Source organism: Porphyromonas endodontalis (assembly GCF_052173515.1).
Taxonomy (GTDB): Bacteria; Bacteroidota; Bacteroidia; order Bacteroidales; family Porphyromonadaceae; genus Porphyromonas; species Porphyromonas endodontalis_A.
The window spans coordinates 16,393-30,068 of record NZ_JBQMYL010000015.1; the positions used below are offsets into that span (position 1 = coordinate 16,393).

Annotated in this window: 10 protein-coding genes; 6 read left to right on the forward strand and 4 right to left on the reverse strand. The window is 45.4% G+C overall.

Annotated elements, in window-relative coordinates:
• Positions 1 to 25: 25 nt before the first annotated feature.
• The 6 genes from pncB (at position 26) to ACTTHR_RS07470 (ending at position 5,523) form a co-directional block, all read left to right on the forward strand.
• Positions 26 to 1,204 carry a nicotinate phosphoribosyltransferase gene (gene pncB / locus ACTTHR_RS07445; protein WP_442605718.1) on the forward strand — a complete coding sequence of 393 codons (1,179 nt, stop codon included), beginning with the start codon at positions 26 to 28 and terminating at the stop codon, positions 1,202 to 1,204.
• A gap of 24 nt (positions 1,205 to 1,228) precedes the next feature.
• A complete protein-coding gene (gene nadD, locus ACTTHR_RS07450; RefSeq protein ID WP_442605719.1) occupies positions 1,229 to 1,804 on the forward strand; it encodes a nicotinate (nicotinamide) nucleotide adenylyltransferase in 576 nt (191 codons plus the stop codon).
• 324 nt (positions 1,805 to 2,128) lie between these two features.
• Complete coding sequence (locus tag ACTTHR_RS07455) at positions 2,129 to 2,854, forward strand: 4-hydroxy-tetrahydrodipicolinate reductase (protein WP_442605720.1); 726 nt, start codon at positions 2,129 to 2,131, stop codon at positions 2,852 to 2,854.
• Between the two features lie 42 nt (positions 2,855 to 2,896).
• A complete protein-coding gene (lepB, locus tag ACTTHR_RS07460; protein ID WP_442605721.1) occupies positions 2,897 to 4,306 on the forward strand; it encodes a signal peptidase I in 1,410 nt (469 codons plus the stop codon).
• 42 nt (positions 4,307 to 4,348) lie between these two features.
• Positions 4,349 to 4,891: a S26 family signal peptidase gene (locus tag ACTTHR_RS07465; RefSeq protein WP_442605722.1), complete on the forward strand. Its 543-nt coding sequence runs from the start codon at positions 4,349 to 4,351 to the stop codon at positions 4,889 to 4,891.
• Positions 4,888 to 5,523, forward strand: a complete 636-nt coding sequence (locus ACTTHR_RS07470; protein ID WP_442605723.1) for a WbqC family protein — start codon at positions 4,888 to 4,890, stop codon at positions 5,521 to 5,523. The genes ACTTHR_RS07465 and ACTTHR_RS07470 overlap by 4 nt, the downstream gene beginning before the upstream one ends.
• A 1-nt stretch (position 5,524) precedes the next feature.
• On the opposite strand, the gene dnaA is transcribed toward ACTTHR_RS07470, so the two are convergent.
• The 4 genes from dnaA to purL all read right to left on the reverse strand — a co-directional run bounded on the left by dnaA (position 5,525) and on the right by purL (position 13,523).
• Positions 5,525 to 6,940, reverse strand: a complete 1,416-nt coding sequence (gene dnaA / locus ACTTHR_RS07475; RefSeq protein WP_424776936.1) for a chromosomal replication initiator protein DnaA — start codon at positions 6,938 to 6,940, stop codon at positions 5,525 to 5,527.
• A gap of 623 nt (positions 6,941 to 7,563) precedes the next feature.
• Positions 7,564 to 8,697, reverse strand: a complete 1,134-nt coding sequence (locus tag ACTTHR_RS07480; protein WP_442605724.1) for a glycosyltransferase family 1 protein — start codon at positions 8,695 to 8,697, stop codon at positions 7,564 to 7,566.
• An 11-nt stretch (positions 8,698 to 8,708) separates the two neighbouring features.
• Positions 8,709 to 9,815, reverse strand: a complete 1,107-nt coding sequence (dprA, locus tag ACTTHR_RS07485) for a DNA-processing protein DprA (RefSeq protein ID WP_442605725.1) — start codon at positions 9,813 to 9,815, stop codon at positions 8,709 to 8,711.
• A 21-nt stretch (positions 9,816 to 9,836) separates the two neighbouring features.
• Positions 9,837 to 13,523 (reverse strand): phosphoribosylformylglycinamidine synthase, encoded by a 3,687-nt coding sequence (gene purL, locus ACTTHR_RS07490; RefSeq protein WP_442605726.1) that lies wholly within the window; start codon positions 13,521 to 13,523, stop codon positions 9,837 to 9,839.
• Positions 13,524 to 13,676: the final 153 nt, after the last annotated feature.

Consider the following 13,676-nt stretch of genomic DNA (forward strand, 5'->3'; position numbering starts at 1 on the left):
CATTCAAAGACTACTCTCTTCTCTTATGATCATCAATAGTCTTCTCGATACCGACCTGTATAAGTTTACTACAGGCTACGCTTATGCCAAACTATTCCCCTATGCCTATGGACACTTCAAGTTCATAGATCGGGATCATCGCATCTATCCCAAGGGGTTTGCCCAATTGCTAAGAGAAGAGATTGACCATATGTCTCGAATTGCCCTAAGTGATAGCGAAGCGCAGTTCATAGCCCATCGAATGCCCTATATCCCTCCCACTCACATTGATATGCTAAGAGGGTTTCGTTTCAATCCCGATGAGCTTACCATCACACAAGACAGCGAGGGGCATCTGTATATAGATGCGGAGGGGCCTCTCTATCGGGTAACTCTCTGGGAGACGCCCATCCTAGCACTAGTAAGTGAATTGTATTATCGGGTGATGAATATCACTCCGGACGAGGAGTACATGCAGCGAGTGGCTATAGACAAGGCTACCCGACTAGAAAGGGAGCAACTAAACTTCTCGCTATTCGGGATGCGCCGACGCTTTAGCTACGAGGTAGAAGACAAAATCACGTGTATTATGCGGGAGTATGCTCCGCAACACTTCTTTGGTACAAGCAATGTGCACTTTGCGCACAAATATAACCTCAATGTATCGGGTACTCATCCCCACGAGTGGATTCAATTCCATGGAGCCATATACGGCTACAAAATGGCAAACTATATGGCAATGGAAGACTGGATCAATGTCTATGACGGAGACTTAGGTACTGTACTAACAGACACCTATACGACGGATGTTTTCTTGAGGAATTTCAGCAAAAAACATGCCCAGCTATATACGAGTTTGCGCCATGATAGTGGAGATCCTTTCCAATTTGTAGACAAAGCAATTGCCCGTTATCGAGAGCTAAAGGTGGATCCGAAAATCAAATACATCATCTTCTCCGATAGTCTTAATGTGGACAAAGCTATAGAGATACGTAACTATTGTGCAGATCATATCCGTTGCTCCTTTGGTATTGGCACTAACCTTACCAACGATACCGGTTGTGGTGTAGCCCCATCAAACATTGTAATGAAACTATGGCGCTGCAAGATGACCGAGCGAGAGGAGTGGAGCTACTGTGTAAAACTTAGTGACGCTCACGGGAAATATACAGGTGTACCCGAAGAAATCGATTTGGCACGTCTCACATTAGGGATTAACGACTAATCATCTCTCAAAAGCCCCATGGATATGGAGAGTATAAAGCCCCAAATTGCCCTCTTTGCAGGCTCTTTTGATCCCATACACATTGGGCACATGGCGCTAGCCAATTATATCCTCTGCCATAACAAAGGGATAGAGCAACTCTGGTTTGTTCCCACAGCTCAAAATCCGCTCAAGCCTAGGGCTACAGAACTCTCCTTTACCCAGCGATGCCGCCTTATCGAAGAAGTGATAGTCAATGACTCTCGATTTGCTTGCTGCCGCATAGAGGAGACTTTACCAGCCCCCCATTACACGATATATACTCTGGACAAACTGAGGGAGCATTACCCTCAGTACCAATTTATCCTCATAATGGGAGCCGATAATTGGCTTAATATCGAGCACTGGTATCTTTGGAGAGAATTGATCGAGCAATACCCTATCTTGGTTTATCCGCGCCCTGGATACACCCTCCCCAAAGAGGTGGAAAATAACAATGTCACTCTACTGCATGATGCCCCTCTCATGGAGATCTCTTCTTCGGAAATTAGATCTGCTCGGCATAAGGGGGAAGACCTCCGCTATTGGATGCCACGGCCCGAACTATTTGATCTTCTCTAAAGCCTTATCTACCAATGACAAGACCTCGCCGCAAACTTTCTGCCCTGCAAGTGACCTGCATTTCGGCTATTTGGTTTGTAATTGCAGGCTGGCTTTTTTCGTCCGTTAGGCTGGATATTTTTTCAATATTAGCCATCATTCTTTCGGGAATTCTCGTCTTTATTGCCTTGTATAAGAACCAACGATAATTCCTTCCCAACCTCTTAGGATACACACATCACGGGGCTATTGCTTCGGCCATAATGCCACTATTCTACTAGTTATTCGTACTTTTGAGGGAGGATTAAGAATGAAACAGTGCCCATCTCAGATATATTAAGACTCATGGATATACTATTAGTAGGCTATGGACGTATGGGAAAAGCCATCGAAAAAGAGGCTATACGAAGAGGACATCGTATTACAGCGATTTTCGATGCTGATGGTGAATGCTTTACCGAGCAACAGCAATTGCCGCCAGCTGATGTCTGTATCGAATTTACAACTCCCCAAACTGCCTACAAAAACTGCCTACATGCAATCAATAAAGGCTTGCCGGTAGTATCGGGCACAACGGGTTGGCGCGACGATGTACAGAAGCTACAAGATGACATTTCGATCTCTAAGAGCGGCACTTTTTTCTATGCCAGTAATTTTAGTTTAGGGGTAAATATCCTCTTTGAACTCAACCGGCAACTCGCCCGAATCATGCAGAAGGAACCCGAGTACAGTGTCTCTCTCGAGGAAACACATCATGTACACAAACTTGATGCCCCTAGTGGTACGGCTATCACTTTGGCGGAAGATATAATAAAAGAGTCTCCTAATTTGGAGGGATGGGCACTTGCCCCAAATTTAGATCCTCACACTCTCCCGATAGAAGCCAAGCGAATAGGAGAGATTCCCGGCATTCATAGCATCAAGTGGCATTCTCCGGTTGATGAGCTAACTCTATCCCACGAAGCATTCGGAAGAGAGGGTTTTGCCCTTGGAGCTGTACTGGCTGCCGAATATGCGGTTGCGCATCACGGTGTACTCTCCATGAGAATGATGCTCGGATTTTCTGACTAAATCCATCTAATCTAAGAACTAAGAACCTAATATTAAGCATATATGCAACACAATAGCACGCAGAAGAAAAACCTATTAACCCGACGCAATATTGTAGGGGTTATTGTATCTCTCCTCTTTATCGCATTTGCCATTTGGGCAGGTTGGCTATGGTTGATTTTCCTTCCTCTTATCATAGACTATTACTTCTTTCACAAGATCAAATGGAATTGGTATAACTCCATCCAAAATAGCCTGTTGCGTAATATTTGCGCTTGGCTCTGCGATATTGTCTGCTGTGTTATAGGGGTAGCTCTACTCAATATCTACTTCTTCCAAAACTTTGCCATTCCCTCCTCTTCTCTCGAGAAGACCTTACTTGTAGGGGATTATCTCTATGTTGATAAACTGAGCTATGGACCTAGGCTTCCTAATACGCCTCTGGCCATTCCTCTTGTTCATAATACATTTTTAGGAGGGAAGAGCTATAGCGAAACACCTACTCTCAAATATCGCCGCCTCCCTGGGCGAGGTCATGTAGAGCGCGAAGACCTAGTCGTTTTCAATTTCCCCGCTGGAGATACTGTAGCTGTAAAGGTTCCCAACCCCGACTACTATACCCTTATCGCGCTTTATGGGCGAGATGTAGTGTGGAAAAACACATCTGAATTTGGAGAGATAGTGTATCGCCCCGTAGACCGTCGCGACCACTATGTAAAACGCTGCGTGGGAATGCCGGGAGAGACCCTACAGATTCGCAATAACGATCTCTATATTAATGGAGAAAAACAGGCTCGCCCCAAGTACATGCAACTCAACTATTATGTACAAGCAAAGCCAGAAGGTTTGTCGGTACGAGACTTTGAAACTTTAGGTATTAGCGAAAGTGATCGCGGATACATACAGCTATCTCACGAAACCTCTAGTTCCCTATCAAGCATGGGTTTTGACTTAGCCTTAGAAGGGGGTAAGAGCTCTTTCTATCACTTCCCTCTCACCGAAGAGATGCTACAAAAGCTACAAAGTGATACAAGAGTACTCAAAATAATTGTAGAACCCGACAGCGAAGGATTTACCTATCCCGTAGAAGCTAAACTAGGATGGAGCCGAGACAACTATGGTCCCATACTGATCCCCAAAAAGGGACTAACTATCAAGTTGTCTCCTAATAACCTTCTTCTCTACAAGCGTTGCATAGAGGCCTACGAAAGACACTCCGTGGTCATAGATAGTAATGGCGTTATCAAGATTGATGGAGAGGCTAAGGATACGTATACTTTCGCCATGGATTACTATTTCATGATGGGAGACAATCGCCATAACTCTGCCGATAGCCGCTATTGGGGCTTCGTGCCCGAAGATCATGTGGTAGGCAAACCGGTTCTTCTTTGGCTCTCTTTAGATAAAGACAAAGGCCTGTTCTCCGGAAAGATTCGCTGGCATCGTATGTTCCGTAAAGTAACCAAGTGGTAATAATCACCTTCCCTATTTGGCGAGATGTCACCCAAACAGAGAATGAAAAAGAACCGTCTAGTATGGAGGTACTATGCCCTACCGATCTTTTTTATCATCTTAGTAGTGCTACTGCGCCTTTGGGTGGGCTTTGTATACCATGTTCCCAAGGATAGCGAGGCTTTAGGGAAATATGCAGGGCGTTACCTTCTGATGGCACGAATAGGCTCTCCCAAACGAGGAGAACTTGTTCTTGCATCCCTAGAAAACAAAGGGAAGAGGAGAGACACCCATAGATTGCCTCTATTGGTTGCAGGGCTTCCTGGCGATACTATCGAATCTTACGCAGGGGTTATCTATGTCAATGGCAAGTCTTGGTTCTCTGCAAACGCCCAGAGAAACACCTCTTCAGAACCTAAACATACTGCTTCTATCCTATCGGATACTCTTTCGCTAACCTCTAACGGGGCAGATAGTAGTTACTATCGTTTAGTACTTCGGTCTAATGAGTTTTGGTTGCTAACCTATTCTATCCTCAATAGCATGGACTCTCGCCATTATGGCCCAATACATCGCAATCGATTGTACGGCATACAAGCCCTATGATATTATCTACAGCCTACGCCCCTCCCATACAGTATTTCGCAAAGTTAGCCTCTGGTAAAGTACTGCTAGAGGCTTGTGAGCATTATATCAAGCAAACCTATCGCAATAGATGTCGCATACTAGCGGCTGATGGCGTACAAGAGCTAAGCATTCCGGTAGAGCAAGGAGCCTCTGAGCAATGCCCTATCCGAGAAGTACGCATATCGGAGCAGAATAATTGGCGTGCAAGACATTGGCAAACACTCAAAAGCTGCTATGGTATGGCACCTTTTTACGAGTATTATGCTCCCGATATTGAGCCATTCTATCGAAAGCGATATACGTTCTTGTACGACTTTAATCTGGAGTTAATGGAACTTATCGCAGGGCTAATGCATTTGGATATCTCAATCACAGAAACAGAGACGTATCAAGCTACCTATCCCGAGGATTTTCGTCTCTCTATACGTCCCAAAAAGCCTGCTTTCGACCCCTATTTTAATGCTCAAGTCCCCTACTACCAGGTATTCAAGGGTGAGAATGGCACAGATTTTACGCCCAACCTGAGCATTTATGATCTACTTTTCAATGAGGGTCCTCTAGCTCCAATTCTACTCAAAAAGTCGATTATCCGCCACCCTTCTATCCTGTGAGCTAGCACTGCAATTGCTGCTCTAGTTTGGAGATGGTTGTAGCAAATTCGTGGTCTATGGATATGGCATCACGGGTAGAATTACAGCCATGGATAACGGTAGCATGACTTCTCCCTCCCAGATAGTGCCCGATGCTAGAAAGGGACTCTTTGGTATGCTTATTGGCCAAAAACATGATAACATGGCGAGCCATAACAATATCTTGGCGACGGCTTTTCCCTTTTACTTGATGTGCCGGGATGTGGAAGTTCTCACACACAAGCCTCTGTATATTCTCCAACGTTACCTCTCTCTCCTCTAGCCGTATGGTGCGAGACAAAATCTCCCGACTAAATGAAAGGTCTATGGGGCTACCTGTAACGGAGGCACTCAAGAAGATACTAGAAAGGACACCGTCGATCTCTCGCACACTATGGGAAGCGTTCTTGACAATAAAGTCACTCACCTCTTCTGTAAGGACAACTCCTCCCTGACTTGCAAGCTTATTAAGAATCTCCCGACGAAGACAAAGATCCGGGCGTTTGATCTGCGCTGTAAGAGAGCCTGCCATACGAGAGACAATGCGCTCACTCAACGCATTAAAGTCACTCACGGAGCGATCCGATGTGAGAACAATCTGCTTACCAAGAGAATATAGGTGATTGAATATCTCAAAGAAAGCCTGCTGCGAACGCTCTTTCCCCTCCAATTCTTGGATGTCATCAAGCAATAATACATCTATCTGCTGGTAGTACTTGATGAAGTCGGGGACCTTCTTATTTTTACTTGCCGCTGTAAATTGCTGTACAAACTGCAACGTAGTGACGTAGAGCACACGCAAGTCCGGATGCTGACGGAGTATTTCCCACCCCATGGCATTCATCATATGCGTCTTTCCGACCCCGGGAGGTCCATAGATGAAGAAGGGGTTCATCATAGCATCCCCTGGCTCTACACAAATGCGACGAGCAAGAGAAAGAGCTACATCATTAGACTCCCCTCGGATAAACGAATCGAATGTAAAAGGAGGGAGTAACTTCGTGTCCCATTGAGTGGGATTTGTTGCCCCGACATCGTTGTGAGGGACTGAAATACCTTGAGGGATACTTGCAGGGGATGTAGAAAGAGAGGCTTCGGACATAGAAGTCAGTAAGCAGCCCTCTGTCGTGTTATTGGAGGTGCTATCCACCATTGCAAGGTATCTTAGTCGAGCATGCTCGCCAAGTACAGACCGCAAGGCTTGCTGCATTTGGAGTGCAAAATTCTGCTCAATATATTCACAGAAAAAGGCACTAGGCACCTTTACCACGATGGTATCATTCCCTTCTAAGCGCACGGGCTCTATGGGATGAAACCAAGTATTAAACTGCTTGGAGGGAATATGAGAACTCAAGTGTACGAGACACTCCTGCCATATGCTATTTACGTTCTGTTCCATATTCTCTCTTTAGGCGTTCTATATTTCTTGTTTCAATCCTTATCATACCCTCTTTTGAAGAGGAGAGATTCCCCCTAGGGAGAGAAAATCTACTCGCCTTAAGTGCCCTACAACAGAGCAATAATACAGCGTAATCAACCTCTCCTTCCTATCTATCCGAAGGTGTAACTTGGTCTATTGAGATAGTATACCTATCCCTCTACTTCACTCTGAATGAACAGGGAAAATCAGTATTTCTCTTTGTTCAATCACAACGCAAAACTAGTGCTTATTTTTGGGCTAAACAAACCGAGAAAATCCACAATGAGGCTAATGATATAGCTAACTACCTATAGAATCAGCACCTTGCACAACTACTTATAGACTACGAAGAAGTAGCATTATAATCTACTAAATATCAAACAGATATAAAGAAACAACTTTATGAAACGACAAGTTATCAACAACCAAGAAAAAGCGTAAGTCCCTTACTATATTGCACTTTAGGCGTGTAACAATAGGGGTAGAAGAACAACTCTTAATAATCAGACAAAGTACAACTTTACAGGCTAGTTTATAAGGAGAAAATAGCTATACGTCTTATTTGTTTCTAGGTACAAATCCTTTATTTTTTGAGGCTTCAATCAGAGGTCTGGATACTCTGGGAGGATCTCAAGAAGAAGTTGTGCATTGTAGAAATCATCATAACGTGGCGATAAGAGTTTTGCTCTCCGTTCCTGCTCTTCTAGGGTAAACTCTCTGGAGGCAATGGCAGAGGCTTGACGTAGAATATCCTCATCGCTCTTTACCCTATAGACGCACTCCTCTAGTCCCGTTCCGTAGACCATCTCTTCGTTTGCTATAATATAACGACCGGAATAAAGGGCATTGAGTAGTTTCAATTTAAGCCCCGTTGGCTGATTTGTGACCAAGATATGTGCAGAAGCCTGCTCAATGAGACGCTCCATTCGTTCGCCTGATACGTTGGCTTCCAAACGAACATTTCCGCTTTTCTGCACACATTTTCGGAGGCTAGGTGACGGATCTCGTCCTGCTATTACGAGAGGAAGGGGAAGTTGAGGAGCTAGGCGAATCAATCTCTTTGCTGTAAGTTCATTCTCTAATACAGAGAGTTTACCATGAAATAAGAAGTAATCTCCCTTCCCCGGTTGGCTCTTCACCTCCTGATCTCCATGAAACCCCGAAACCCATTCTACCCTTACTTCTGGATAGCGGCAAGCAAAATAATCTCGCTCTCGAGGGGTAATTGCTAGGATATGATGTGCATAACGAAGGTTTTTCTCAAAGAGACGCAACCGAAGACTCTCAAGGGAAAAATAAAGCTTCTTGAATAGACTTCGAGTACCCTTCGCCAGATAGTGGTAATACTCATGCTCTATATTGCAGGCTCGAACAATACGAAGCCGATTGCTAAGAGCAGGGTGAGATAAAAAATGACACGTATGTAATCCCTCAAAGAGAATAGGCGCATCATCCTCCAAAAGATGGGAGAGAAGGCTTTGAGAACGACGGCTGTAAATGATATAGGGCTCACGTGATAGTGCAGAAAATATCCCCCTAAGGCGAGGATAATAGTAGACCTTTTCACACAAACCCTCCAGTCCCTTTTGCTCGGGTCGTCCATACTGATAACAATGGAGTATTATGCTAACACCTCGGTCGGCAAGAGCCTTTATCTTATAGTAAACATCTATTACTCCTCCATAATCTGCAGGATAGGGAATATCAAAAGATACTATATGTAATCGTCTTTCCATGGTGTTGACAATTATGATTTGGAGTAGAGGCCTCCGGGGAGAGGCTTAATGAAGCCGTCAAACTCAAGCGTGAATAATCTATTAGATAGCTCCGCGGCAGAGATCCCCAAGCGCATCAATAAGTCGTTAAAGTGTATTGTTTCTTCCTCTACAATGAGGCGTAATACAGGGTCGTCCGGAAGATCTTGAGGAGCAAAAAGAGAAGATGAGCTTTCCACTTCCCCTCCATTACTCTTTCCCCACCCTAATACGGATATGATACTATCAGCATTAATGGCAGGGACGGCCTGCATAGATGCTATGATGCGATTGCACCCCACAGAGGTAGAATCCGTAATACGCCCTGGGACAGCGAATATCTCCCGTCCGTAACCCGAAGCCATTGCAGCAGTAAGAAGCGAACCTCCACGGGCAGCACTCTCTACCACAAGGGTGGCATGAGAAAGGCCTGCTACAATACGATTTCGCCCCACAAAATGGTGACGTTCCACTTTACTCCCCCAGGAATACTCGCTAAGCAACCCCCCTTTTTTGAGCATCTCAATAGCAATATTGCGGTGAGCCGCTGGATAAATCCTATCCAAACCATGAGCTAATACACCAATAGTGGGGATTCCTAAGTCAAGAGCCACTTTATGAGCCTTTACGTCGATACCAAATGCCAAGCCACTAATCACTACGAGATCGGGGATCTTATTCGCCAAATCTTCAAGTAGTACTTCTACTGCTTTTAAGCCATAACGAGAAGCCCGCCTTGTTCCCACTACACTAATGCAATGAGGAGAGCGCAAAGCGTCTCTATTACCAAAATAAAAGAAGGCAGGAGGTGGGTCTGCACACTCAGCAAGTAACTGAGGATAGTCCGCATCCCCTAATCCAAATGTATCGATATGCTTTCTTTGAGCCTCTTCTATCTCCCGCTCGGCACTCTCAAGGAGCTCAGAAAGAGAAAGGTGCGACACCACACGCCTATAAAGCGCAGGTGCCACACCTTCTAAAATAGCAGGATTGGAAAATATGTCGCAGACATCATCTACAGCCTCTAAGATACGACGGAGAGTAATAGCACCTACTCCCTCTATCCGACTTAGGGCTAAAAGATAAGCTGCCTTGCCCATCAGCTTCCCAAGAACTAGTTATTAGTGCTCCTTTAACCAGGCAAAAGCATTAGCAAAAGCCTCCATCCATGGAGTTACTTCATGCGAACCGTCTGGATAGAAACCGCACTGCCAAGGGAATACAGATCGCTCTGGATGTGGCATAATAGCTAGGTGACGACCATCATCACTGCAAATGGCAGCAACTCCCTCCGGAGAGCCATTAGGATTACCGGGATAGGTCTTATAGTCGTATTGAGCAACAACATTGTACTTATCAACAGGAGCGTCAAAGGCAAAACGACCTTCGCCATGGGCACACCATACTCCAAGGGTAGTACCAGCAAGTGAACCCATCATTATCGAATTGTTTTTGGGAATTGTTAGCCCAACAAAGCAGCTCTCAAACTTCTGCGACTCATTGTGCAACATTTTGTGTCGAGGTCTCTTATCGGCATAGAGAAGGCCTAGTTCAGCCATTAGTTGACAACCATTGCAGACACCCAAACTTAGGGTATCGGGGCGGGCATAAAAAGCATCAATAGCTGCTTTTGCTCGTTCATTGTACAAGATACCTGCAGCCCATCCCTTGGCAGAACCGAGCACGTCACTATTGGAGAATCCACCACAGAAAACAAGCATTCGTACATCCTCGAGCGTTTCGCGTCCTGAGGTAAGGTCCGTAAGGTGTACGTCCTTTACGTCAAAACCTGCAAGGTGAAGAGCATAGGCCATCTCACGCTCCCCATTCGTACCCTTATCTCGTACAATGGCTGCGACAATACCCGAGTGGTTACTCCGGTCTGCATCAAGTCCTAAAGAGGTTTTCTTCCCTGAAAAGTCTTGAGGTAGGCGGTAGCGGATAGGTTGAATAGGATAATTATTAAAACGCTCCTGAGCAAGTTTCTCTGTTGATTGATAACAATCTAACAAGAATGATGGGCGATACCAATCCGTACGAGCCTTATCTATGTCGATAGTAATCAATTTATCTCCCTTCTTAATCGAGAGAGTACGCTCTTCTGAGGGAGTCGCAATTACAGAGAAAGCAACGCCCATTTCATCGAGCACCTTCTGAGCCTTATCAAGATTATTTACTTGGAGTAGTACCCCAGGATTCTCTGCATAAAGGAGCTTGGTAAGGTCTTCTTCCACTAGCTCTGAGAGGTCAATAGAGAGCCCTCCCTTGGTATTGGCAAAACACATTTCGAGCAATGCTGTTAACATCCCCCCTGCAGATATATCATGCCCAGCAAGTACAAGATCTTTCTTAATCAGGGACTGTACCGCAGCAAAAGCATCTGCAAAATACTCCGCATTAGCAACTGTTGGAGCAGATTCTCCGACCTTTCCCAGACTTTGGAAGAAGGCAGATCCGCCTAATGCAAGGGGCGCAAAACTAAAGTCTATGTACAAAAGAGACGAACCGGCAACAGGTTGAATAACCGGCGTTACAATCTTACGAACATCGCTTACCGGAGCTGCTGCCGATATAATAACGGTGCCTGGGCTTACAACGGATGGCTCTGTCGGATACTTTTGTGTCATAGAGAGAGAGTCTTTCCCCGTGGGGATGTTGATACCCAATTCTATGGCAAAATCTGAACAAGCCTCTACAGCACGATACAAACGTGCGTCTTCCCCCTCATTGCGGCAGGGCCACATCCAATTGGCACTTAGCGAAACACTCTGTAATCCTTCGGTAAGAGGGGCAAAAACGATATTGGTCAAAGACTCTGCAATAGAGAGTATTGAACCCGTAGCAGAGTCTATAAGTCCTGCTTGAGGCGCATGCCCAATAGTTGTAGCATAGCCCTTCTCTCCACGATAATCGAGAGCAATAGCACCAAGATCTGCAAGAGGGAGCTGTAGCTCTCCACAACATTGCTGGCGAGCAATACGGCCTGTCACAGATCGGTCTACCTTATTGGTAAGCCAATCTTTACAGGCAACGGATTCCAAACTGAGCACTCCTTGGAGATATTTCTCAGGTGCTTGAGCGTCGTATGTAGCGTCTTGATAAGAATGCTCCAGTGTAGAGTCTCTCATGATAGTACGCGGAGGCTTTGCAAGCATATCCTCTACAGCAAGATGGATTGCTTCTTCTTTGGTAGATTTTCTTCCAAAGCAAAGCTCGTGACTATCGGTCGTTTTACCTACCTTATATATAGGAGCTTTCTCTCGTGCAGCAATAGCAGCAATTCGCTCGTAGTCTTTTTCTTCGATGAGTAAGCCCATACGTTCTTGACTCTCGTTGCCAATAATTTCTCTATCTGATAGAGTGGCATCCCCTACGGGGAGGGCATCAATGTCTATCTCTCCACCCGTGGCTTCGATAAGTTCTGTAAGGCAGTTAAGGTGCCCACCGGCTCCGTGATCGTGAATACTAATGATAGGATTATCGTCACTCTCGGCAAGAGCTCGCACCACATTTTCTACACGTTTTTGCATTTCCGGATTGGCTCTTTGTACGGCGTTAAGCTCAATGCCGGCACTATACTGCCCTGTATTTACAGAGCTTACAGCGCCACCACCCATACCAATACGGTAGTTATCACCACCTAGCACTACAACGGTCTCTCCCGCCTTAGGCTCTTCTTTGATAGCATCTCGTTGGCGAGCATAGCCGATTCCCCCGGCAAGCATAATTACCTTGTCGTAGCCATAACGTGTAGCCTTGTCATCTTCTTGATGTTCGAAGGTAAGTAGTGAACCCGTAATAATGGGCTGACCAAACTTATTCCCAAAGTCACTGGCTCCATTGGAGGCCTTTGTAAGAATTCCTTGAGGATGCTGATAAAGCCAAGGGCGAGCCTCCATAGACATAGGAATGGCAGACTGGAGACGAGGATAACTTGTCATGTATACAGCCGTACCAGCCACAGGGATCGAAGCCTTTCCTCCTGCCATACGATCTCGTATCTCCCCTCCGGTACCCGTGGCAGCACCATTGAAGGGCTCTACTGTTGTGGGGAAATTGTGTGTCTCTGCCTTGAGAGAAAGTACAGTATCTATCGGTTTAGTAGAGAACAAAGAGGGGCGATCTCCGTAAGATGGGGCAAATTGCTCCACCCTTGGCCCCTTGATGAAAGCCACATTGTCTTTGTAAGCGGATACCAAACCATTGGGATTAGCTTCTGAAGTAGCCTTAATCATGGAGAAAAGAGAGTGCTCCTGCTCCTCTCCATCAATAACAAAGGTGCCATTAAATATCTTATGCCGGCAATGCTCCGAGTTAACCTGAGAGAAGCCAAATAGCTCACTATCCGTAAGTTTACGCCCTAGGCGCTTTGAAAGATTTTGAAGGAAATCAATCTCTTTTTCGCTTAGAGCGAGCCCCTCAGATTGGTTGTAAGCTGCAATATCATCGATGTACGCAATGGGGGCCGGAGTTGCATCCGTATGGAATATAGATGCCCCGGGAGTATGATACACACATTCGGTCATAGGATCGAATATGGGTTGCTCTTCCTTAACGCGTCTAAGTAACTCAATACGCGTAATCCCCTCAATACCCATGTTTTGAGTAATCTCTACAGCATTGGTACTCCAAGGAGAAACAATCTCACTACGAGGTCCTATATAATCTCCTTCGGCTTGCTCTTGGGGATCCACTTTGCCCTCTAAAGCAAAAAGCCACCCGAGCCTCTCGAGGTCTTGATCAGAAAAAACGACACTATGCTCTACGGCATAGAGAATATCGCACTGCGAGGGGAAATAACTAATCATCGCTATTCGGTAATAAAAAATAAATCTGGTATCCTAAATTCTCTCCCTTGAGAAAGTGCAGGAACCCTACAAAAGTAGGAATTTTCTCGCATCTAGCGAATATTCTTTCACGAGAAGAAACAAAAAAGGGAGAGACTATTATTAAAGTCCCTC